Annotated in this window: 22 protein-coding genes; 9 read left to right on the forward strand and 13 right to left on the reverse strand. The window is 60.8% G+C overall.

What is annotated here, in order from left to right:
• Positions 1–68: 68 nt before the first annotated feature.
• Positions 69–1,115: an aldo/keto reductase gene (locus ASD36_RS05175; protein WP_060500759.1), complete on the reverse strand. Its 1,047-nt coding sequence runs from the start codon at positions 1,113–1,115 to the stop codon at positions 69–71.
• 145 nt (positions 1,116–1,260) lie between these two features.
• A complete protein-coding gene (locus tag ASD36_RS05180; RefSeq protein ID WP_060500761.1) occupies positions 1,261–2,169 on the reverse strand; it encodes an AraC family transcriptional regulator in 909 nt (302 codons plus the stop codon).
• Positions 2,170–2,359: 190 nt separating this feature from the next.
• Between ASD36_RS05180 and ASD36_RS05185 the strand changes: the two genes are divergently transcribed.
• Positions 2,360–3,100 carry an SDR family NAD(P)-dependent oxidoreductase gene (locus ASD36_RS05185; protein WP_060500763.1) on the forward strand — a complete coding sequence of 247 codons (741 nt, stop codon included), beginning with the start codon at positions 2,360–2,362 and terminating at the stop codon, positions 3,098–3,100.
• 27 nt (positions 3,101–3,127) lie between these two features.
• On the opposite strand, the gene ASD36_RS05190 is transcribed toward ASD36_RS05185, so the two are convergent.
• Entirely contained in the window at positions 3,128–4,024 is an 897-nt protein-coding gene (locus tag ASD36_RS05190) for a DMT family transporter (RefSeq protein WP_060500765.1), read from the reverse strand.
• Between the two features lie 169 nt (positions 4,025–4,193).
• Here ASD36_RS05190 and ASD36_RS05195 point away from each other — a divergent pair, with 169 nt between their 5' ends.
• A complete protein-coding gene (locus ASD36_RS05195; RefSeq protein ID WP_060501395.1) occupies positions 4,194–5,084 on the forward strand; it encodes a LysR family transcriptional regulator in 891 nt (296 codons plus the stop codon).
• A 32-nt stretch (positions 5,085–5,116) separates the two neighbouring features.
• On the opposite strand, the gene ASD36_RS05200 is transcribed toward ASD36_RS05195, so the two are convergent.
• Together ASD36_RS05200 and greA are read right to left on the reverse strand one after the other, a co-directional pair.
• Positions 5,117–5,590 (reverse strand): VOC family protein, encoded by a 474-nt coding sequence (locus ASD36_RS05200; RefSeq protein WP_060500767.1) that lies wholly within the window; start codon positions 5,588–5,590, stop codon positions 5,117–5,119.
• A 94-nt stretch (positions 5,591–5,684) separates the two neighbouring features.
• Positions 5,685–6,167 carry a transcription elongation factor GreA gene (gene greA, locus ASD36_RS05205; RefSeq protein WP_060500770.1) on the reverse strand — a complete coding sequence of 161 codons (483 nt, stop codon included), beginning with the start codon at positions 6,165–6,167 and terminating at the stop codon, positions 5,685–5,687.
• A 1,054-nt stretch (positions 6,168–7,221) separates the two neighbouring features.
• On the opposite strand from greA, the gene dapE reads away from it, so the two are divergent.
• Positions 7,222–8,415, forward strand: coding sequence for a succinyl-diaminopimelate desuccinylase (gene dapE / locus ASD36_RS05215; protein ID WP_060500773.1), 1,194 nt, complete (start codon positions 7,222–7,224; stop codon positions 8,413–8,415).
• Positions 8,402–9,016, forward strand: a complete 615-nt coding sequence (locus tag ASD36_RS05220) for a hypothetical protein (RefSeq protein WP_060500776.1) — start codon at positions 8,402–8,404, stop codon at positions 9,014–9,016. Before dapE ends, ASD36_RS05220 begins: the two co-directional genes overlap by 14 nt.
• Here ASD36_RS05220 and truA read toward each other — a convergent pair.
• From truA to def, 5 genes are all read right to left on the reverse strand, one after another.
• Positions 9,010–9,753, reverse strand: coding sequence for a tRNA pseudouridine(38-40) synthase TruA (gene truA / locus ASD36_RS05225; protein ID WP_060500778.1), 744 nt, complete (start codon positions 9,751–9,753; stop codon positions 9,010–9,012). The two genes, ASD36_RS05220 and truA, sit on opposite strands and share 7 nt — an antisense overlap.
• A complete protein-coding gene (gene fmt / locus ASD36_RS05230) occupies positions 9,753–10,688 on the reverse strand; it encodes a methionyl-tRNA formyltransferase (protein ID WP_060500780.1) in 936 nt (311 codons plus the stop codon). The genes truA and fmt overlap by 1 nt, the downstream gene beginning before the upstream one ends.
• Before the next feature lie 22 nt (positions 10,689–10,710).
• Positions 10,711–11,130, reverse strand: coding sequence for a type II toxin-antitoxin system VapC family toxin (locus ASD36_RS05235; protein WP_060500782.1), 420 nt, complete (start codon positions 11,128–11,130; stop codon positions 10,711–10,713).
• Positions 11,127–11,387, reverse strand: a complete 261-nt coding sequence (locus ASD36_RS05240; RefSeq protein ID WP_060500784.1) for a hypothetical protein — start codon at positions 11,385–11,387, stop codon at positions 11,127–11,129. The genes ASD36_RS05235 and ASD36_RS05240 overlap by 4 nt, the downstream gene beginning before the upstream one ends.
• A 65-nt stretch (positions 11,388–11,452) precedes the next feature.
• Positions 11,453–11,977: a peptide deformylase gene (gene def, locus ASD36_RS05245; RefSeq protein WP_060500787.1), complete on the reverse strand. Its 525-nt coding sequence runs from the start codon at positions 11,975–11,977 to the stop codon at positions 11,453–11,455.
• Between the two features lie 144 nt (positions 11,978–12,121).
• Here def and ASD36_RS05250 point away from each other — a divergent pair, with 144 nt between their 5' ends.
• The 3 genes from ASD36_RS05250 to ASD36_RS05260 all read left to right on the forward strand — a co-directional run bounded on the left by ASD36_RS05250 (position 12,122) and on the right by ASD36_RS05260 (position 16,929).
• Positions 12,122–13,321: a DNA recombination protein RmuC gene (locus ASD36_RS05250; protein ID WP_060500789.1), complete on the forward strand. Its 1,200-nt coding sequence runs from the start codon at positions 12,122–12,124 to the stop codon at positions 13,319–13,321.
• Between the two features lie 51 nt (positions 13,322–13,372).
• Positions 13,373–14,272, forward strand: coding sequence for a ribokinase (locus tag ASD36_RS05255; protein ID WP_060500790.1), 900 nt, complete (start codon positions 13,373–13,375; stop codon positions 14,270–14,272).
• 287 nt (positions 14,273–14,559) lie between these two features.
• Positions 14,560–16,929 carry a methyl-accepting chemotaxis protein gene (locus tag ASD36_RS05260; protein WP_060500792.1) on the forward strand — a complete coding sequence of 790 codons (2,370 nt, stop codon included), beginning with the start codon at positions 14,560–14,562 and terminating at the stop codon, positions 16,927–16,929.
• Positions 16,930–16,998: 69 nt separating this feature from the next.
• On the opposite strand, the gene ASD36_RS05265 is transcribed toward ASD36_RS05260, so the two are convergent.
• Positions 16,999–17,943, reverse strand: a complete 945-nt coding sequence (locus tag ASD36_RS05265) for a nucleoside hydrolase (protein ID WP_060511953.1) — start codon at positions 17,941–17,943, stop codon at positions 16,999–17,001.
• Positions 17,944–18,098: 155 nt separating this feature from the next.
• Here ASD36_RS05265 and ASD36_RS05270 point away from each other — a divergent pair, with 155 nt between their 5' ends.
• Positions 18,099–18,530 carry an Hsp20 family protein gene (locus ASD36_RS05270; protein WP_060500797.1) on the forward strand — a complete coding sequence of 144 codons (432 nt, stop codon included), beginning with the start codon at positions 18,099–18,101 and terminating at the stop codon, positions 18,528–18,530.
• A gap of 140 nt (positions 18,531–18,670) precedes the next feature.
• Positions 18,671–18,928: a DUF1150 family protein gene (locus ASD36_RS05275; RefSeq protein WP_037104558.1), complete on the forward strand. Its 258-nt coding sequence runs from the start codon at positions 18,671–18,673 to the stop codon at positions 18,926–18,928.
• 28 nt (positions 18,929–18,956) lie between these two features.
• Here ASD36_RS05275 and trmB read toward each other — a convergent pair whose 3' ends face one another.
• Positions 18,957–19,655 (reverse strand): tRNA (guanosine(46)-N7)-methyltransferase TrmB, encoded by a 699-nt coding sequence (gene trmB / locus ASD36_RS05280; protein ID WP_060500799.1) that lies wholly within the window; start codon positions 19,653–19,655, stop codon positions 18,957–18,959.
• Between the two features lie 87 nt (positions 19,656–19,742).
• Positions 19,743–21,023, reverse strand: a complete 1,281-nt coding sequence (metK, locus tag ASD36_RS05285; protein ID WP_060500801.1) for a methionine adenosyltransferase — start codon at positions 21,021–21,023, stop codon at positions 19,743–19,745.
• Between the last annotated feature and the right edge of the window lie 163 nt (positions 21,024–21,186).

The raw sequence follows: 21,186 nt of genomic DNA on the forward strand, positions 1-21,186 counted from the left end.
TCGGCGGAATGTGCCGCAGATGCAAGCCCGATGATGGCAAGGGCGGCGCAAACGGCCGCCCCGCGCCGTCATGCTTTCGCTTCGAACGGCTGTGGCCGGCGGGCCGCTCCCTGCCGTTCCAGCATCCAGCCCGGATATTCCGGCGGCAGGGCGCTGACAGCATCGAGCTTGGCCATGTCATCGGCATCGAGCCGGAGCTTCACCGCTTTCAGGTTTTCCTCCAGCTGCTCCACCCGCTTGGCGCCGATGATGACGCTGGTGACGAAGGGCTTGGCGAGGATGAAGGCGAGCGCCACTTCGGCGACGCTGGCACCATGTTTTTCCGCAACCTCGCGCATGGCGGCCACACAGGCCCAGGCCCGGTCCTTGTCGACCGGCGGAAAATCGAAATTCGCCCGGCGGCCCTCGCCATTGCCCGGTGCGCCCGGTCCATACTTGCCCGACAACAGGCCACCTGCGAGCGGCGACCAGACCATCAGGCCCATCTTTTCCTCGGTCAGCAGCGGCACGATTTCGCGCTCCAGATCGCGTCCGGCGATCGAGTAATAGGCCTGCAGCGTCTCAAACCGGGCAAACCCCTTGCGCTCGGAAACACCCAATGCCTTGGCGATCTTCCAGGCCTGCCAGTTGGACATGCCGACATAACGGACCAGTCCGCCGGAAACCAGGTCATCCAGCGCCCTGAGCGTCTCGTCGATCGGCGTCACCGTGTCGGTGCCGTGGATCTGGTAGAGATCGATATGGTCCATCTGCAGCCGGTCCAGGCTCTCCTCGACCGAGTCCATGATATGGCCGCGGGAAGCGCCACGATCGTTCGGGCCATCGCCCATCTGACCATAGACCTTGGTGGCGATCACCACGTCCTTGCGCTCGACGCCCAGATTGATCAGCGCCTGCCCGAGCAGGCGTTCGGATTCACCGGCTGAATAGACGTCGGCGGTATCGATGAAATTGACACCGGCAGCCAGGGACCGTTCGACGATCCGGTCGGCCGCATCCTGGTCGACACCGGCGATGCCGCCCCAGAAGGCGCCTTCGGCCGATCCGAAGGTCATTGTTCCCAGGCAGATTTCCGAAACGAACAGGCCGGTATTGCCAAGCTGATTGTAACGCATGGTTAGCTCCATAGTTCTGTAAGGATAGCGGTGGAAGATCCCGGCCCTGCAGGCGGGGTTCTCATGGGCGATAGGACGCAATGGCCGTTTTGCCAGCGCGTCCACGGCTTTTCGAACGCCACTCTGCGCGTTCAAAACTGTTGTGTTATTCGGCCGCGACCTGCGTGCGTAGCATCGAGACATCGCGCAGCGGCGACTGGCCGTAGAAACGGGTATATTCCAGGCCGAACTGCGACGGGCTCTGGTAACCGACGGTATGCCCAGCCATGCCGGCGTCCATATTGTCGACCAGCATCAGGCGGCGCGCTTCATAGAGCCGCAACTGCTTCTGGTATTGCATCGGCGTCATCGCCGCCACCGCCTTGAAATGATGATGCAGTGACGAAACGCTCATGCCGCAATGGTCTGCCAGTTCCTCGATCCGCAGCGGCCGCACGTAGTGTTCCCGCAGCCAGGCAATCGCCTTGGCCACCCGGTTTCCCGGACTGTCGACCGTGGCGATCTGGATCAGTCGCGGCCCGTATGGCCCTGTCAGCAGCCGATAGAGAATTTCCTGCTCGACAAGAGGTGCCACGCCCGCGATGTCGCTTGGAGTATCGAGGAGCCTCAGATATCTCAGCGTCGCATCCACAAGGGCTGGCGATGCCTTGTGGATGGCCAGGCCCCGCATGCCGTCTGCCGTTGCCGCAACAGGTGGAACCGCGATCCGCTGCAACACTTCGCGCAGACGGTCGGGATTGATCACCATGCCAAGCCCCAGATGTGGTGCCTGCGGGCTGGCGACGCTGACGCGCGAGACGACCGGCAGGTCGAACGACACCACGACACAATCGCCAGCCCCGTAATGATAGACATCCTGCCCGAGCGTCACGGTTTTCTGTCCTTGGGCAATGAGCGCGAAGGCCGGGCGGTGGGCCAGATGCACAGGGTCGGTTGGCGCGGTCTGGCGCCCCAAAAGCAGGTTGTCGATCGCCGTCGGAAACATCCCCGTCCCCGAGGTATGCCGCGCAATGATCTCAGCGATTTCACCGAAACGTTCTGTCTGGTTCTGCATGGAGCGGAAGCGATGTCCTGATTTTCGACTGAACCGACGCTACTGCGGAATTTCGGCGCTGGGAATGTCTCCTCCTCCACATTTGCAGGATCGCATAGAAATCTCGGAGTATCGTTGTAACGCCAAAGCCCTTGTCTGCCGCATGCTTGGCTCATCGGATCAACATGTCCGAAGAATCAAGGAAATTGCTATGACCAGATTGACCGGAAAAACCGCCGTCGTCACCGGCGTTGCCAATGGACCAGCGGCGCGGATCGCCGCCCGCCTTGCCGCCGAAGGTGCAGCCGTCATCATCAATGATGCCGCCGATAGCGAGGGTGCGTCCCGTCTTGCCGCAAAGATCGTCCGGGGTGGCGGCCGGGCTGTCGCCGTCGAAGGCGACGTGTCGAAATCTGAGGATGTGAAGCGCATCTTCCGGGCCACGATCGAGATTTTCGGCCGGCCTGATATCGTCGTCAACAATGCCGGCATTGTCCGGGCCGCCCCGCGGCAGGCAGAGGCAGACCCCAACCGCACCTTTGCCGTCAATGTGTTCGGCACGTTCCTGATGTGCCAGGAGGCGGCCCGCCAGTTCGCCGGCAGGGGCGGTGTCATCATCAACATGAGCGCGGCGGCCAATGCCACACCGGCGGCCGGAACTCCGGATGCGGAAACGCTGGCCACCGTCAAGAGCGCCATCGACATGCTGACACTCGGCCTCGCCCGCGACTTCGCGGAGCGTGGCATCCGTGTCCTCTCGATCGATCCGGCGGGTTTCGACGCTGAAAACCTGTGCAGCCCCGACCTGCCCGAAAGGACCACGCGCCGCACGACAGCCGTGGCTTCACTGCGCCGCGGCCGTCTCCCCGGCGCCGGTACGCTTGCTGCTTCCGACGACATCGCCTTTATCCGCAACGACCTGGTGGCATCCACGGGCTGGCGCGGCTGGTAAAACGGTGCCGGCTGATAACGCAACCGCCTATGCTTTGGACGTCAGCCAGACGCCAACCAGTGTCACCGCCAGACCGATAAACATGGTTACCGTCAGCGGTTCGGAGAACAAGGCCCAGGCCCACAGCATGGTCACGGGCGGGCTGAGATAGATCGCAGCACTCACCTGCGCCACGGGAAACAGGCGCAGGCTGGTATAGTAGACCGAATAGGCAGCAAAGGTCGCAATCAGCACCAGCCATGCCATGCCGATGGCAAAATTGGCAGTCATCGGCGGGGCAAGGCTCCCCTGCATCAGGGCACACACGGCAAAGAGGGCCGAGCCGGTCAGCGTCTGGACACACAGGCTCTGATGGACAGGCATATGCTGGGTGCGCCGCCGCCGGTAAAGAACGGATGCCAGCGCAAAGACCAGCATCGAGCCCACCGTCAGGGCATAGGCCCATAACGGAGCCGCGCCAAAACTCAGGCTGTCGAGCGAGACGAACAGGACGCCTGCGACCGCGATCGCCGTTCCCAGCCATTGCCGCGCTGTCAGCCGTTCGCCGAGGACAGGCTGTGACAGACATGCAATCGCCAGCGGCAAAAGATCCGAAATGAGAGCGACAAGCCCCGTGGGAACCCGTTGCTCGATCGCCAGGGCAAAGCCGCCGAGATACAGAAATACCGACATGACGCCGAAGGCCATTTGTTCGAGCACGCCGCGCCGCGTCATCCGCGGCCCGATCAACAGCGCGAACGGCAGGAGGATCACCCCTGACAGAAGGGTGCGCCAGAACAACACCAGCACGACGCTTGCCTCTTCGATGGCAAAGCGAATACCGACAAAGCCGGAACTCCAGCCAATGATCAGAAGTGTCGCCAGCAACGGCCAGAGGAAAGGGCTTCGCTGAGGCTTTGGCCGGGAGAGAGCTTGGTCGGTCATGGAATACTCGCTGGGATATCGGTCCCGTCGAGCCATAGAGGAAACACGATGCGCCGGCACATGACAAATTTCGATCACGACATGACATAGACTCCGCTTTCGTGATGGAAACTTGCGAAAATTATTGGCGAAGCGCATGGTTTCCGAACATCACATCGTGAGTGTTGCCATGAGTGAACTCAACAGCCGCAGACTTGAAATCGACGCCTTGCGCGTCTTGCTGGCTATTCGCCGCCATGGCGGAGTTACGCGTGCGGCAAAATCTTTGGGCCTGTCGCAATCGGCCGTGAGCCACAAGATCAAGCGGCTGGAAGGCAGCCTCGATTGTGATCTTCTCAGCCGCAAACCGGGTGCTGCGGTCTTTACGGCCGCCGGAGAGGATCTGCTGGATTATGCCGAGCGTATCCTTGGCCTCCACGACGAAGCGTTGCTCAGCCTGACGAAAACGCCGCTGGCGGGGCGCATCGCGCTAGGGCTCACCGAAGACACGACCTGCACCGATCTCGCCCGCATACTGGGGCGGTTTCGCCGCCTGCACCCTCATGTCGCGGTGCGCACCAAGGTCCGGATGAGTCTGGTCCTGCGGGCCATGCTGGAGCGGGGCGAGCTGGATGCCGCGATCATACAGATTTTCGCGCATGAGGTCCGCCCGACGGACGTCGTCCTTTTTCGCGAACAGCTGCACTGGGTCAAACATCCCGACGTCATTCTGCCGCCGGACGGTCCCATTCCGTTTCTGTCCTTCGACGACGAGTGCTTCTACCGGCAATGGGCCTTCGATATCGGCCAGGACGGCGATCTCTTTCTCGAGACGGTCTTTGAATGCTCAAGCGCTGCCGGGATTGTCGCGGCAGTCACATCGGCACTGGGCGTTGCGCTGCTCAGCGAACGCCATCTGCGCCCCGAGATGAGCATCGTCACCACTCCGCTGCCGGCGCCTCCAGCCTTGGCCTATGTGGTGCGCCGGGCACGAAAGTCCCGCAATCCCGCGCTGGACACGCTTGTCGCCGAAATCGAAACCGAAGTGAGCCGGCACGGCGGCCTGTCCCTGGCCAGCTGACGTACCAGTCCGGTCACGCCGCGCACCGCGTCTCAGCCGCGCCGCGCCGCTTCGATCACCGCGACATCGATCTTCTTCATGGTCATCATCGCATCGAAGGCGCGCTTTGCTTCGCCGCCGCCCGCCGCCATCGCTTCCATCAGGACGCGCGGCGTAATCTGCCAGGACACGCCCCACTTGTCCTTGCACCAGCCGCATTCGCTTTCCTGGCCGCCATTGCCGACAATGGCATTCCAGTAACGGTCGGTTTCCTCCTGATCTTCCGTTGAGATTTGAAAGGAGAAGGCTTCGTCCTGCTTGAATGTGGGACCTCCGTTCAAGCCGATACAGGCAACACCGGCAACCGTGAATTCAACGACCAGCACGTCCCCCTGCTTTCCATCCGGGAAGTCTCCGGGCGCCCGCATCACGGCCCCCACCGCGCTGTCGGGAAATGTCTCGGCGTAGAAACGGGCGGCGGCCTCGGCATCCTTATCGTACCATAGGCAGATGGTATTCTTTGCCATCGTAGTGTCCTTTCGTTTTCCGGGTCTGGCCAAAAATAGAAGCCGGACACGGTTTTTCCAGCCTCGGGCGTTCGAAATGCCTTCCGGGCGCCGGCTATGCGATGGCGATGATCTCCAGTTCCTGATCGCCCGCGCCAACGACATCGCCAACGGCCTTGCCCGTCAGAAGCCGTGCCACCGGTGAGACATAGGAAATCGACCCGGCCTTGGGATCGGCCTCATCCTCGCCGACAATACGGTAGGTCTGCACACGCCCGTCGCTGCGTGCGAAGGTCACCGTGCTGCCGAAGGCAACCGTATCGGTCGACTCCGGCGCAGCGACAATCTCGGCCGTATGAACCCGGGCGGCAAAGTAGCGGGCATCGCGCATGGGGGTTGCCACTTGGCGCCGCCGTTCGTTGACATCCTCGATGACACTCGCGGCCTCATAGGCAGCGCGTGCTTGCTCAAGCTGCAGTTCCAGCGCTTTCAATCCGGCCACCGTCACCCGGTTCGGGTGCGGGGAAATCGGACGGTCCGGCAGATGGGTTTCCGCAGCCGTTTCAGCACTGTCATCCTTGGCAAAAGCAACACTCAATTTCAAAACTCCATCTCGGCACGTTGCGCCGTTACCGGCGCACGGGGAATGACCGCGTGTTTGTCAGAAACCCACATGGGAAGACAAGGAATGATCCACCGGTCGTCCACCATCCTGCGCCTGCGCTGGTTCAGGGTATTCCCGGCAGCAAGATAGCATGAACCTGCCGGTTATTCTCACGTGCTACCGGTGGAATTTAGACATGGCAATTCGGGCCGAACGCAACCGCCGCCCGCGAACACCTCATCCTCGGGCATGTCCGCGGGGACGACGGAGGAAATATCCATCTCCCGGGTGCTAAAAAATCATCTCGCGTGAGCAGGACAAAACGAGCATCTTCCCTTTAACGCCAAATACTTGTCGCCCAATCTCCCCTACGCCCGCGCACCCCAATCGCACCGAAAATCATCCCCGCAAATCCCCGCGATCAAAACCTGTGCCATCATCATTGCGTCCTGTCATCGGCGAGACCGCTAGGCGTAGCGGTGAGACAGGGCCGGTGCCGTCAGAAAGTGGTTTCCCTCCCGTCTGCAAAATGGCGGGGCGTGCCTGTGAGGCACACATGAGGACCGGCGAGCGGTATTGCGACAGCAATATCTTTCCTGGCGCGGCGGCAACGTCAGCGTCAGCCCGTATCAAAAGGGCGCCGCCATCCCCGCAGAGAAACCGGAGTTGCCCATCGTCGAACACTGAACGGGGCGCTGGAAGGCGTCATATACTTTACTTTGTCCCGGCACTTTCCAGCGCCCCGGCCAAGTAAACAATAGAGAAAACCACGGCGGATTTTCCGGGCGTGGTTATAGNGGAAGGCGTCATATACTTTACTTTGTCCCGGCACTTTCCAGCGCCCCGGCCAAGTAAACAATAGAGAAAACCACGGCGGATTTTCCGGGCGTGGTTATAGGCGTTGAGGAAGGCGGCGATCTCCCTCTTGAGGACGGAGGTCGCCACGCAGTCGCGGCTGGCGGCAACCATTGCAAACGCTAAGCGGAACCCCGTGACAGCCCCGCATGGATCGGCTAAACCAAGCCCCGCGAAACAACAGGCTTTCTTGATGACCGCTATCGATCCCGTCGCCAATCTCTCCGCCCTGATCCGCTGCCCGTCCGTGACGCCTGCCGAGGGCGGCGCACTGACAGCGCTCGAAGCGATGCTCAAACCGCTCGGCTTTACCATCGACCGGGTAATGGCGACCGAAGAAGGCACGCCGGATATCGAAAACCTCTATGCCCGGCTAGGCACCGGCGGCCCACACCTGATGTTTGCCGGTCATACCGATGTCGTGCCGGTCGGCGACGAAAGCGCCTGGACGCATGGTCCATTTTCTGCCGATATTGCCAATGGCGAAATGTATGGCCGCGGCGCCGTCGACATGAAGGGCGGTATCGCCTGTTTTGCCGCCGCCGTTGCCCGCCACATCGATAAGCATGGGGCGCCGGAGGGCTCGATCTCGTTCCTGATCACCGGCGACGAGGAAGGCCCGGCGATCAACGGCACCACCAAGCTGCTCGAATGGGCGGCCGCCAGGGGCGAGCGCTGGGATGCCTGCCTGGTCGGCGAGCCGACCAATCCGGACCAGCTCGGTGACATGATCAAGATCGGCCGTCGCGGCTCGCTGTCCGGCACCATTACCGTGCACGGCGTTCAGGGCCACGCCGCCTATCCGCATCTGGCCGACAGCCCTGTGCGCGGCATTCTCTCGCTGACGCAGGCGCTGATGGACCCACCCTTCGATGGCGGCACCGACAATTTCCAGCCGTCCAATCTGGAAGTGACGACGATCGACGTCGCCAACAAGGCGGTCAACGTCATCCCGTCCAAGGCATCGGCGAGCTTCAACATCCGCTTCAACGACACCTGGGACGCCGATAGCCTGAAGGCCGAGATCATCGCCCGGCTGGATCGTGCCGCAGCCGAAAGCCCGCTTCGCCCCGGCCGCCCGCCGGTCCGCTACGATCTTGCCTGGAGCGAACGCCCGAGCCACGTCTTCCTCACCCGCAACAATGCGCTGATCGCCTCGCTGTCAGGCGCTGTCGAAGCCGTCACCGGCCGCGAGCCAAAACTGTCGACCACCGGTGGCACATCGGATGCGCGCTTCATCAAGGATTACTGCCCGGTAGTCGAGTTCGGCCTTGTCGGTCAGACCATGCACATGGTCGATGAACGTGTTGCCGTCGCCGATCTCGAGACCCTGACGCAGATTTACGAAACCTTCATCAGCCGCTGGTTTGGCCATGCCGCAGATTGAGGAAGTCGGTGCCTATCTGAAGGGTATCTGGCTGCTGATCCTCGGCGACAGGAGCGGCTTCGACTGGCTCGACATCACGGCCGCCGGCGTCTGGCGTTCGTTTGCCGCGTTCCTCTGGTGCCTTCCGGCCATGGCGGTCGGCTGGGCAGCGTGGCGCTTGTTTTATCTGGAGCAGATGCCGACCGGAACGGAAACCGGGATCGGCTTCATTTTCAAGCTGTTCCTCGTCGATGCGACGATGTGGATCGTGCCGCTGGTGCTGGTGGCCGTGCTGGCAAAACCACTCGGCTATGGCGGCATGCTGGCCTCGATCATTATCAGCACCAATTGGCTGGCCGTGCCGACTGTCTATGCCATGGCAGTTCCACTGGCGATCAGGCTGGTCTTGCCCGGCAGCCAGGGGCTGGCCTCTCTCTTGTCCCTCATGTTGTTAATGGTCAATTTCACCGTGATTTTCAGGCTGATGAAGACGGTGACCAACAACCAGTTGCTGCTCGCTTCGGCGATCTCGGCCCTGCTGATCCTGCCGTCCCTGATGCTCAGCGAAGCCCTGCCGCCCATGCTCGGTCTGATGCCGATCTATCCCGCCGCCCTTCAGTAATCGACCTGCATGAAATAAAGCCCGTCGGGCGGCGCAACCGGGCCGCAGGCCTTGCGGTCCTTGGCCTCGAGTGCCGCCCGCACATCATCCGGCGTCCACCGGCCGTCGCCCGCCATTTTCAACGTGCCCGCAAAAGAACGTATCTGGTTGTGCAGAAAGCTCTGTGCCGTCGCCCGGATTTCGATGACGTCGCCATTCCGCGTCACGTCCAGCCGGTCAAGCGTCCGCCAAGGGCTGTTCGCCTGGCAATGGGTGGAGCGGAATGTGGTAAAATCATGATAACCGACCAGCCTCTGGGCCGCTGCGTGCATGGCTTCATGATCGAGCGGCTTCGACACCCACCAGGCGCGCTTCGCCTCCAGCGCTAAGGGTGATGGCCGCGAAATGATGCGGTAGAGATAATGCCGTCTCAGGGCTGAAAAGCGGGCATCGAAATCATCCGGCACTTCTGCCGCATCGATGATCGACACCTGCTGCCCGGCCTGGCCGAGATAGGCATTCAGCGCATTTCGCAACGTCCGCGGATCCCAGGCCCGCGAGAGATCCACGTGTGCCACCTGCCCCCTGGCATGCACGCCGGAATCGGTGCGCCCTGCCCCGCGGATCAGAGCGGGCTCGCGGGTCAAAGCCAGGATCGCCTTTTCGACGGCACCCTGCACCGACGGCCCATTGTCCTGCCGCTGCCAGCCGACATAATTGGAACCGTCATACTCGATCGTCATGCGGAAACGCGGCATCAGGAAAGCCTTGTGCCGGCAGGAATCGGCGTACCGCGCCTAAAATCCTCGGCACCCAGCACCTTGCCGCCCGCCTTCTGCAACCGGGTCAGCCGAACCGACCCATCGCCGCAGGCAATCGTCAAATCGTCAAAAAGTGCCACCCCAGCCTCGCCACCGGCGGTTTCGACCACCGAAGAGAGAACCTTGATCCGCTCCGGCTTGCCATTGATCTCCAACTCGAACCAGGCACCTGGAAAGGGCGACAGTCCGCGAATGTGATTGTGAACTTCCGTAGCTGTCTTGGAAAAATCGATTCGCGTCTCCGCCTTGCTAATCTTGGCGGCATAGAGAACGCCCGTCTCCGGTTGAGGGGTCAGCGGCAGGTCGCCGCCGTCAAGCTTTTCCATCGCTTCCCTCATCAGGCCCGCACCGGCCAGCATCAGCTTGTCGTGAAGTTCACCAGCCGTCATCTCGTCACCGATCGCAACCACCTTGGTCAGTGCCACGTCGCCGGTATCGAGCCCCTTGTCCATCTTCATCACCATCATGCCGGTCTCATGATCACCGGCCATGATCGCCCGCTGGATCGGCGCCGCACCCCGCCAACGCGGCAGAAGCGACGCATGGCCATTGTAGCAGCCAAGCCGGGTGCCATTGAGAATCTCCTCCGGCAGCAGCAATCCATAAGCCACGACAACGGCAACATCGGCATCGAAATCGCGAAAGGTCTCACGGTCCACAGCATCCTTGAAATTGATGGGCGTCAGCACCTCGATGCCGAGCAGTTCGGCCGCCTGATGCACCGGTGATTTCTGCAGGTCGAGACCGCGGCGTCCGCCGGGACGGGGCGGCTGGGTGTAGACGGCAACGATGGTATGACCGGCCTCAGCCAGTGCTGCCAGCGTCGGGACCGAAAACTCCGGCGTTCCCATGAAGATGATGCGAAGCGGCATGGCGCGCGGTTCCCCGTTCTGATCAGGCCTCTTCAAACGGGTTTACGAGCTTCAAATCAAGCCCCTCGAAATCTTTTGTAGTGCGGGTCGCCAGCGTCGCGCCATGCGACAGGCAGATCGCTGCAATCATGGCGTCCTTGGTTTCCATCGTCTTGCCTGCCTTCTGGCGCTGGGCGGCAATGATTCCATATCGTGCTGCCGCAGTTTGCGAGAAACTCAGGATCCTGCTGGAAAACTCATTCTCAATTCGCAGGAACGTCTGACGCAGGCTCTCTTGCCGCACCCCCGAATCCAGCAAAGCGATACCGAAGTGAATTTCTGCCAGCGCGATGGCCGTCAGAAAAACCACTTCACTGTCATAGCTGTCCAACCATCGCAGAATGCGCTCGCTATGCTGCCGCCCCTGAAGTTCGGAAATGACGTTCGTATCAAGAACGATCATGTGAAGTCCGGCGGGGCACGATCAGACTGCTTGCGAAACGCCTCGATGGCGCGCAACTCCTCATCTTCAAACGTCGCCTCGCCCAGAATCGAGCGCAGACGCTGTCCCGCGGTTTGCCCGCGCCGCCGCTCCTTTTCCAAGGCGGACCGAATCTGCGCAATCGCTTCATCCGAAAGACTGCGGCCATTGCGGCGTGCACTTTCCTGCAGCTCGATTTTCAGAGCATCGTCAATTCCGCGAAGAAGCAGATCGCCCATGCGCAACCTCCACTATGATATCACTGATATCATAGTCCCGCAGGCCCAGGTTTTCAACGGAAGCGTCAGATCGCCTTGGCGCCGCGGGTCTTGGCGGCCTTGGTGAACTTGCGGATCACCATTTCGCGCTTGAGCTTGGAAATGTGGTCGATGAACAGCACGCCGTTCAGATGATCGATCTCGTGCTGCAGGCAGGTCGCCAAAAGGCCGTCGGCCTTGGCGGTCAGCTTCTTTCCTTCCAGATCGATGTACTCGACCGTAATCGTCGCCGGCCGCTCGACCTCGGCATAATAATCCGGGATCGACAGGCAACCCTCTTCGTAGACCGACCGCTCATCCGACGCCGTCAGGACCTTCGGGTTTATAAAGACCAGCGGCTGCTTGTCCTCGCCTTCTTTCGAGACGTCGATGACCAGCATCTGGCGCGGGACGCCGATCTGGATCGCCGCAAGGCCGATGCCCGGCGCATCATACATTGTCTCCAGCATGTCGTCCGCCAGACTGCGGATTTCGGCATTGACTGTTTCCACCGGCTGGGACAGCTGGCGCAATACGGGATCGGGAAGAATGATGAGCGGCTTGATGGTCATCTGGCTCCCATAACTGATCTTTTGCGCCGATGGAATTCTCGTTTTCAAGATTTTTGCAGCAAATGCAGCAGTTTGTATCGATCGATTTACCAATGTTCTTGTTTTGATCTAGTCAGCAAAGCCGAATCCACCTAGGCTGCCTGGATGGAACCGACAATTCTCACCCTCGACCAGCCACTGTTCATCCTTGGCTCCTACACGGTCACGCTCGGCATGTGCCTGTTCGGTGCTGTCGTCATCCTGCTGTTTGCCGGTATTCCGGCGGTTCTCAGCAGGCGGCGTGACCGGCAGGCGGCTGTTGATGCAGAGCAGCGCATGACGGCGCTTCTCGCCGCGCAGACGGAGATGCAGGGCCGTATTGCTGCCATGGCCGACGTGTTCGGCGCGCGCCAATCCGAGCTTAACCAGTCGATCAGCCAGCGGATTGACGGCATGACGCACCGGCTCGGCACCTCGATTACCGAACAAACCAAGGCAACACATGAAAACCTGCGCCGGTTGCAGGAACGGCTGGCGGTCATCGACACCGCGCAGACCAATATCCAGTCGCTGGCCAAGGACATGGCCGGACTGCAAAGCATCCTGTCCAACAAGCAGACGCGCGGTGCCTTTGGCCAGTCACGCATGGAAACGATCATCGCCGATGGCCTGCCGATGGGGGCTTATGCCTTCCAGGCAACGCTATCCAACGGGTCGCGGCCGGACTGCACCATCCGCATGCCAAACGGCCAGCCGGATCTGGTGATCGACGCGAAATTCCCGCTCGAGGGCTGGAATGCGATCCGCAGTGCCGAAAATCCGGAGATGATCCGCCAGGCGCAACAACAGTTCCGGCGTGACATGGAGGTGCATATCCGGGATATTTCGGGGAAATACCTGATCCCCGGCGAGACCCAGGAAACGGCCTTTCTCTTCGTGCCCTCCGAATCGATCTTTGCCGAAATCCACGAGCATTTCGAAGGGATCGTCCAGAAGGCGCACCGTTCGCGGATCGTCATCGTCTCGCCGTCACTGCTGATGCTGTCGATCCAGGTCATCCAGGCCATTCTCAGGGATGCCAGGATGCGGGAGCAGGCACATCTGATCCAGGGCGAGGTAATCCGGCTGATGGAAGACCTGACCCGCCTCGACGACCGGGTGCGCAAGCTGCATGGCCATTTCCTCACCACCCAAAAGGATGTCGACGACATTCTGGTTTCCTCGGAAAAGCTGAAGAAGCGTGGCACGCGCATCGAGGCACTGGACCTGGCAACATCGGGGGCGATGCCTGACGGCAAGCCCGATCAGAAATCCTTCGATGCGCGCATGGGGCAATTGAAGCTGCGGGTGGTTGACGAGGACTGACCCTGTCGGGCACTGTCCCGCGAAAATCGACTGCCCCGGGAGAGACTTCAGATGATTACAGTTTTCGGTTCCATCAACATGGACCTGATCGCCACCACCGCACGCCTGCCAAAGCCCGGTGAAACGGTGACCGGCACCGGCTTCACCACCGCCGCAGGCGGCAAGGGTGCCAACCAGGCCCTGGCAGCGCGGCGGGCGGGAGCCAGCGTCCGCATGGCGGGCGCAGTCGGATCGGACAGCTTTGCCGATGGCGCGCTGGCCCTCCTGAAACAGGCAGGCACCGACTTGTCGCTGACGAAAACCGTAAGCGAGCCGACCGGCACCGCACATATTCTTGTCGGTGGCGACGGTGAAAATGTCATCGTCGTGGTGGCCAGCGCCAATGGCACGGTCAGCGCTGGCGATGCACAGTCCGCCGTCGAGACGATGGGCGCCGGCGATACGCTGATGCTGCAGCTGGAAATCCCGCCAGCATCGGTGGAGAAGGCGCTTGCTGCGGCAAAGAGCAAGGGCATCACCTCGATCATCAACATCGCGCCTTTGACTGCAGATGCCGCCCGGCTTGGCCGTATGGCGGATATCGTCGTTGCCAACGAGACGGAATTCGAGCTGCTTGCCGGACGCGAAGGCCTTTCAGCAGCCGAGCGTGAAGACGCCATGCAGGCTCTGTCGCGGGAAACAAGCCAGACCGTCATCGTGACGCTGGGCGCCGAGGGCGTTGTTGCGGTGCGGGGCGGCAACGTCCATCGTGCCAAGGGCCTGAAGATTGAGCCGGTCGATACCGTCGGCGCCGGAGACACGTTCTGTGGCTATCTCGCCGCCAGCCTCGATGCCGGTCTTGATTTCGATGCAGCCTTGCGGCGCGCGGCCGTTGCCGGTTCGCTTGCCTGCCTCAATCCGGGTGCTCAGCCAGCCATCCCCTTGGCCGCCGAGGTCGACGCAAAAATCTGAGCGGCTGCGGCCGGCAGAGCGCTTCCGCGCAATCAGAACAGCCGACGTCGCCGCCACGGCACTGCGGAGGAAATCCCGTGAAAACTACGGGATTTCGGTCTCCAACGTTGTTCTAATTTTAATAAATACCACGTTATCAAACACCTGAAAGGGCTGTCTTCCCAAGATCATGGGCAGCCCAACGATGCCGGTTGGCATCCGGCGCTCCATGAGGGGGCATCTCCCACCCAAAGATCGCGTCATTCCGCGGCTTCAACCCGCGGACCTCTCACCATGCGGGGACATTCATGTTCAAGTTCCAGGCCAAATCGCTAGCGACCAAGCTTATCGCGGTCACGGGCGGCACCATTGCGCTCGTCCTTCTTGCTTCAAATTACGTGCTCATCTCCCAGACGCAGGACCGTGTTGAAACGCTGGTTCTCGACCAAGCGCGTACCGAGGCGAAATCCATCGCATCCGACATTGCCAGCAACATTGCCGAACTGGCGGGCGCTGCCCGCTCAACAGCCGGGATCATCAGCCGCGGCCAGGAAGGTGGCTATCTCGATCGCAAGGCTGTCGTCGATTTGCTGAAAGCCAATGTCGAGAAGAATGCATTCGCTTTCGGTAGCTGGTTTGCCGAGGAGCCGAATGCTTTCGATGGCAAATCCAAGGACTTTGCAGGCCAGAAGGAATTCGGCGCCAGCAAGGACGGTACGCTTAACCCCTACTGGACCAAGAGCAAGACCGGCATCACCTTCTCGACCTTCGATTCCGACTACTCGGCCGACTGGTATGCGCTGGCGGCCAAGAGCCTCAAGGGCGCCATGTCGCCGCCCTATACCGAAAGCACGACGGGCGACAACAATTCGATGTCCTCGATCGCCTATCCGGTCATCTCCAACGGCAAGCTGATCGGCGCCAGCGGCGTCGATGTTTCCCTCTCCTCGCTTGCGAACAAGGTCAAGGATATCCGCCCCTTCGGCACCGGCCGCGTGACGCTTCTCTCGCAGACGGGCAAATGGCTGGTCGCCCCGATCCCGGACCTGCTGATGAAGGAATATGACGGTGTTGGTGCAGATATCGTCAAGAATGCCCTGTCCACCGCACAGCCGGGTATGATCCATGATCTGACCTATGACGGTAACGAGACCTTCGAACGGGTGGTCTATCCCTTCAGCCTGCCCGATGTGAACACGACCTGGGTGGTCCTCGTTGACGTACCACAGAGTGCCATCAACGCGCCGGTCGTCGATCAGACCTACATGATGATCATCGGTGGCCTGATCGTTCTTGGCGCCGTGCTTCTCGGCCTCTACCTTTCCGTTCGCAGCTTCGTCCAGAAGCCGCTTGCAGGGCTGGTCAGCGATGTCGAGAACCTCAGCAAGGGTGTCTACTCCAACGCCGTGTCCGGTCAGGACCGTACCGACGAAACCGGTTCCGTCGCCAAGGCGCTGGAAGGTTTCCGTCATCGCCTCGCCGATACCAAGCGCCTGGAGGCCGAAGCGCAACAGGAGCGTCAGTCGTCCGAGCAGCAGCGTAACCAGTCCGAAGCCGAACGCGCCCAGTCGAACGCAACCCAGCGCGAGATTGTCGCCAAGCTCGCCAAGGGCCTGTCGCAGCTTTCTTCCGGTGACCTCGCCTACCGCATCACCGACGATTTCCCGGGCGAATATGCCCAGCTGAAGACTGACTTCAACTCCGCCATGGATAGCCTCGAAGAGACGATCCAGACGGTCAACAGCTCGGTCGTCAACATTAGCACCGGCACCAGCGAAATCAGCAATGCTGCCAATGATCTGTCGCACCGCACAGAGCAGCAGGCCGCAAGCCTGGAAGAAACGGCGGCAGCGCTCGATCAGCTGACTTCGCAGGTCAATGCCAGCGCCGACAACGCCAAGGTCGCGGCAAAGTCCGTCGAGACCGCCAGCACGGATGCCGAACAGTCCGGCGAAGTGGTACAGAAGGCGATTGCCGCGATGAAGGGCATCGAACAGTCGTCAGGCGAAGTCAGCCGCATCATCGGCGTCATCGACGAAATCGCCTTCCAGACCAACCTGCTGGCGCTCAACGCCGGTGTCGAAGCTGCCCGCGCTGGCGATGCCGGCAAGGGATTTGCTGTCGTTGCGCAGGAAGTGCGTGAACTGGCACAACGTTCGGCCAATGCCGCCAAGGAGATCAAGACATTGATCAACACCTCGGCTGGCCAGGTTCGGGATGGTGTCGATCTCGTTGGCCGCGCCGGTGGCGCGCTGCAGAAGATCGCCGATCAGGTGGTGCAGATCAATGGCCTGATCCGCCAGATCTCCGGTTCGGCTTCCGAGCAGGCCGTTGGCCTGAAGGAGATCAACACGGCGGTCAACCAGATGGACCAGGTGACCCAGCAGAACGCTGCGATGGTGGAAGAAACCACCGCCGCCAGCATGGCATTGAACGAGGAAGCCCGCGCGCTGAGCACGCTGGTCTCCCGCTTCCATGTCGCCCGTCAGAACCTGTCTTCGGCTGACATGCTGCGCAGCACGGCAGACAAGATGCGCACCCCTGCCAAGCCATCCACTGCGAGCTACAGCGCGCCGGCCAAGACCGCACCGTCCCGCTACAGTGCTCCAGCGCCACGGGCCGTGCCGCAGGTTTCCGGCAACACGGCTCTTGCCCAGGACAACTGGGAAGAATTCTGAGCCACACGGATCACCAACGAGAAACGGCGCCCTTGCGGCGCCGTTTTTGTTTCATGTTGATGCTGCCGATCAGAGACGGGCCAGACGTTCCGTCAGAAGATCGAAGAAACCCTGATCGTCGACTTCGCGCATGACCTTGGCGTTGTGCTTGCGGCCGGTCACCTGCCACCAATCCACGACTGTCATGCCAACGGTCAGCTCCGACTTGGTTTCGATCTCGACATTGCAATCGCGGCCCTTGAACAGCTCCGGGCGCAGGAGATAGGCGATGACGGTCGGATCGTGCAGCGGGCCGCCATCGGAACCGTATTTTTCGATATCGAAGCGCTCGAAGAATTCCAGCATTTCGGCCATGGCAACGGCGGCCGCCGAGCCGATCGCCTTGATCTTTTCAACGCGGGTCTTGTAGGTCAGCACCCGGTGGGTGACATCAAGCGGCATCATCACGATCGGGATGCCGGACTTGAAGACGATATCGGCGGCATCCGGGTCGACATAGATATTGAATTCGGCCGCCGGCGTGATGTTACCGCCCTCGAAGAAGCCGCCGCCCATCATGACGATTTCACGGACTCGCGGGGCAATCTGCGGTGCCTTGTTGAGCGCCAGCGCGATGTTGGTGAGCGCACCCAAGGTGCAGAGCGTCACGGTTCCCACGTCTTCGGCCAGCAGGGTCTCGATGATGAAATCGACGGCGTGCTGTGTCTGCATCGGCATGGTCGGCTCTTCGACCACCGGGCCATCCAGGCCGGTCTTGCCGTGCACGTGCTCCGCCGTCACCAGTTGACGAACCAGAGGCTTGTCAGCACCCGCATAGACCTTGACGTCAAGGCGATTGCAGAGTTCACAGATCACCCGGATGTTGCGCGAGGTGAGCGCCACCGGGACATTGCCGGCGACCGCCGTAATGCCCAGCACATCAAGCTCACCAGGGCTGCCGAGCGCCAGCATGATCGCGGCGGCATCGTCCTGCCCCGGATCGGTATCGATGATAATCTTTCTCGGCTCGGCCATGCAGGTCTCCTCCAAATCAGCGAGCGGGACTATGATTTGCCTGTTGGCGCAGTGCAAGCGCCTTGCACTCGCTACGCACAGCTACCATATTGAGGCCTCGCGGATGCTGCCTCGCAGGTCCGTCAAAACGGTCGCTTGAGCTGCAAGGACTAGACATGACCCGGATCACGCCCTTCACGAGCCCGCTTCTGCTCGGTTTCGATGCGATGGAAAAGACCCTGGAGCGCATCGCCAAGGGCAATGACGGTTACCCTCCCTACAATATCGAGCGGGTGCGCCGGGACGAGTCGGTCAATGAGCCGGACAGCCTGCGAATCACCCTGGCTGTCGCCGGTTTTTCAGAAGACGACCTCGACGTCACGACCGAGGAAAACCAGCTGATCATCCGCGGACGCCAGTCAGAGACCGGTGAACGCGACTATCTGCACCGTGGCATTGCAGCCCGCCAGTTCCAGCGGATGTTCGTTTTGGCTGAGGGAATGCAGGTTTCCAAGGCGGAGCTGAAGAACGGCCTGCTGTCGGTCGACCTCATTCGTCCGGAACCTGTCCGTATGGTAAAGAAAATTAATATTTTGGTCCCAGAGTAGGATAACCGGCAGTTCATGCTGGCTGCACCTAGGACCCGGCCGCTCCCAATGGCCCCGAACTTCGTACAGGAAAATCAATGTGTTGCGAGTTTCTTCGCCTTTCCCGGCGATGAAACCCGCAAAGCCACGGAGTACGACTCATGGGATTGAAACACGTCAGCTCACATCTGTCGAAAAACGACCTGGCCCATCTCGGCGCCGGTGAGGTTGGCTATATCCGCAAGATGCGCTCGGACGAAGTGTCGCGCGTTTTTCCGGAAGCGCCCAATATGGACCCTGATCTTGACCTGTGGGCCCTGTTCGGCGCCGACGGCACGCCGATCCTTTTGACCGACAACCGTTCCAGCACCTTCTTCAAGGCCGCAGAAGACGACCTGCGCACTGTCAGCCTGCATTAAGACCCACAGACTGACATGACATTCCGGCCTAGACGCGCCGGAATGTCAGATAAGCGGACTTGCGGCCTTCCCGGCGCGCCTTGGCCTCGTAGCGTGTGCTCGGCCAGCCGGCATAGGGCGTCAGCCAGTCCGAGGCATTTTCCGCCGTCCATTCGAACGCCGCGTGATTACGGCAATGTTCGAGCGTCCAGTTGACATAGGTGTCGATATCCGAGGCGAAGCAGAAAATGCCACCGGGTTTCAGCACGCGAGCGAACCGATCGAGATTGACCGGAGAGACGAAGCGGCGCTTCCAGTGCTTCCGCTTCGGCCATGGATCCGGATAGAGAAGATCGATCTGATCGATTGAATTTTCCGGCAGCCAATCCAGCACCTGCGTTGCATCATCATCATGCAGGCGAATATTCTTCGCGCCACGCTCCTCGATATAGCCGACCAGCTTTGCCATGGAATTGACGAAGGGTTCGACACCAATAAAGCCTGTCGACGGGTCTTCGACGGCACGGTGAATCAAATGCTCACCACCACCAAAGCCGATCTCCAGCCGCACGCGTTCGACAGGATGCTTGAACAGCGTCTTGACATCCACCGGTGCTGGCGATGCCAAATCCAGCCGAAGCAAGGGCAGGACCGTATCAAGATGCGTCGCCTGCAGCGCGCGCAACGGTTTGCCCTTGCGGCGGCCGAAGAAGGCTTCGGTCGAGCGGCTGCGGTGCTGTTCGGTCATGGCAATGGTCTTTCACGATAAAAGCGGATGTCTCCGTCAGGAAACATCCGCTTTACAGTTTTATCGGCAGGTCCGTAAAGAGCCTGATCAGGCGGCCTTCAGCGCTTCTTCCTTCAAAGCATCCTTGAGCGGCTTGACGAGATCGAGCTTTTCCCAGGAGAAGGAGCCGTCGCGGCCGGCCTTGCGGCCGAAATGGCCGTAAGCCGAGGTCTTGGCATAGATCGGCTTGTTGAGGTCGAGATGACGGCGGATGCCCGACGGGGACAGATCCATCGTCTTGCGGATCGCGCCTTCGACCTGGTCTTCCGTGACCTTGCCGGTGCCATGCAGGTCGACATAGATCGACAGCGGCTGAGCGACACCGATCGCATAGGCGATCTGGATCGTGCAACGGTCTGCCAGGCCAGCGGCCACGACGTTCTTGGCGAGGTAGCGCGCAGCATAGGCAGCCGAACGGTCAACCTTGGTCGTGTCCTTGCCGGAGAACGCACCGCCACCATGCGGGGCAGCACCGCCATAGGTGTCGACGATGATCTTGCGACCGGTCAGGCCTGCGTCGCCATCCGGACCACCGATGACGAACTTGCCAGTCGGGTTGATGTACCAGGCGCAATCGTCGGCAATCTCGATGTCGTGCAGCGCTTCGCGGATATAGGGCTCGACGACGGAGCGCACCTTGGCCGAATCCCAGGCCTCATCAAGATGCTGGGTCGACAGGACGATCGACGTGACTTCCGACGGCTTGCCGTCGATATAGCGGACAGTGACCTGGCTCTTGGCGTCGGGGCCAAGACGGCCAGCCTCATCAGCGCCCTTCTTGCGGGCGGCGGCCAGAAGATCAAGAATACGATGCGAATAATAGATCGGCGCCGGCATCAGTTCTGCCGTTTCCTTGCAGGCGTAACCGAACATGATGCCCTGGTCGCCGGCACCTTCGTCGCCCTGCTTGTCGGCGGCATTGTCAACGCCCTGGGCGATGTCGGCCGACTGCGGATGAAGCAGCACGTCGATCTTGGCGGTCTTCCAGTGGAAACCAGCCTGTTCGTAACCGATTTCACGGATCGCCTTGCGGGCTGCGGTCTTGAACTTCGACGGGTTGATGACCGGATGACCAGCGGCGTCCTTCAGGACGTTGCCATCCTTGTCTTTCTTCAAAAGCGTGTCCGGCACCCGGACTTCACCGGCAATAATCACCCGGTTGGTGGTTGCCAGCGTTTCGCAGGCGATGCGGACACCCCAGGGATCAACGCCGGTTTTTGCGGCTTCACGATACACAAGATCGACAATTTCATCGGAGATCCGGTCACAGACCTTGTCTGGATGACCTTCTGCCACGGATTCACTCGTAAACAGGTAATTAGCGCGCATGCGGGAAGTCCCCTCAAAGAAAAAATGCTTCAGACGTGTTAGTGATTTTGCCACGAAATGACAAGCACACAAGGACATAAATATATCTTTATATCCGCCAGAAGGGAACGTTTTTCCGGGCTTTTGATGCTTTAATGCCGCATCTCGGCATTCTGCCACTGTG

Source organism: Rhizobium sp. Root1334 (assembly GCF_001426665.1).
Taxonomy (GTDB): domain Bacteria; phylum Pseudomonadota; class Alphaproteobacteria; order Rhizobiales; family Rhizobiaceae; genus Pararhizobium.

Coding starts and splice junctions, on each gene's coding strand:
- ASD36_RS05175 (WP_060500759.1), bottom strand. CDS start 1,115: ATGCGTTACAATCAGCTTGGCAATACCGGCCTGTTCGTTTCGGAAATC.
- ASD36_RS05180 (WP_060500761.1), bottom strand. CDS start 2,169: ATGCAGAACCAGACAGAACGTTTCGGTGAAATCGCTGAGATCATTGCG.
- ASD36_RS05185 (WP_060500763.1), top strand. CDS start 2,360: ATGACCAGATTGACCGGAAAAACCGCCGTCGTCACCGGCGTTGCCAAT.
- ASD36_RS05190 (WP_060500765.1), bottom strand. CDS start 4,024: ATGACCGACCAAGCTCTCTCCCGGCCAAAGCCTCAGCGAAGCCCTTTC.
- ASD36_RS05195 (WP_060501395.1), top strand. CDS start 4,194: ATGAGTGAACTCAACAGCCGCAGACTTGAAATCGACGCCTTGCGCGTC.
- ASD36_RS05200 (WP_060500767.1), bottom strand. CDS start 5,590: ATGGCAAAGAATACCATCTGCCTATGGTACGATAAGGATGCCGAGGCC.
- dapE (WP_060500773.1), top strand. CDS start 7,222: ATGACCGCTATCGATCCCGTCGCCAATCTCTCCGCCCTGATCCGCTGC.
- ASD36_RS05220 (WP_060500776.1), top strand. CDS start 8,402: ATGCCGCAGATTGAGGAAGTCGGTGCCTATCTGAAGGGTATCTGGCTG.
- truA (WP_060500778.1), bottom strand. CDS start 9,753: ATGCCGCGTTTCCGCATGACGATCGAGTATGACGGTTCCAATTATGTC.
- fmt (WP_060500780.1), bottom strand. CDS start 10,688: ATGCCGCTTCGCATCATCTTCATGGGAACGCCGGAGTTTTCGGTCCCG.
- ASD36_RS05235 (WP_060500782.1), bottom strand. CDS start 11,130: ATGATCGTTCTTGATACGAACGTCATTTCCGAACTTCAGGGGCGGCAG.
- ASD36_RS05240 (WP_060500784.1), bottom strand. CDS start 11,387: ATGGGCGATCTGCTTCTTCGCGGAATTGACGATGCTCTGAAAATCGAG.
- def (WP_060500787.1), bottom strand. CDS start 11,977: ATGACCATCAAGCCGCTCATCATTCTTCCCGATCCCGTATTGCGCCAG.
- ASD36_RS05250 (WP_060500789.1), top strand. CDS start 12,122: ATGGAACCGACAATTCTCACCCTCGACCAGCCACTGTTCATCCTTGGC.
- ASD36_RS05255 (WP_060500790.1), top strand. CDS start 13,373: ATGATTACAGTTTTCGGTTCCATCAACATGGACCTGATCGCCACCACC.
- ASD36_RS05260 (WP_060500792.1), top strand. CDS start 14,560: ATGTTCAAGTTCCAGGCCAAATCGCTAGCGACCAAGCTTATCGCGGTC.
- ASD36_RS05265 (WP_060511953.1), bottom strand. CDS start 17,943: ATGGCCGAGCCGAGAAAGATTATCATCGATACCGATCCGGGGCAGGAC.
- ASD36_RS05270 (WP_060500797.1), top strand. CDS start 18,099: ATGACCCGGATCACGCCCTTCACGAGCCCGCTTCTGCTCGGTTTCGAT.
- ASD36_RS05275 (WP_037104558.1), top strand. CDS start 18,671: ATGGGATTGAAACACGTCAGCTCACATCTGTCGAAAAACGACCTGGCC.
- trmB (WP_060500799.1), bottom strand. CDS start 19,655: ATGACCGAACAGCACCGCAGCCGCTCGACCGAAGCCTTCTTCGGCCGC.
- metK (WP_060500801.1), bottom strand. CDS start 21,023: ATGCGCGCTAATTACCTGTTTACGAGTGAATCCGTGGCAGAAGGTCAT.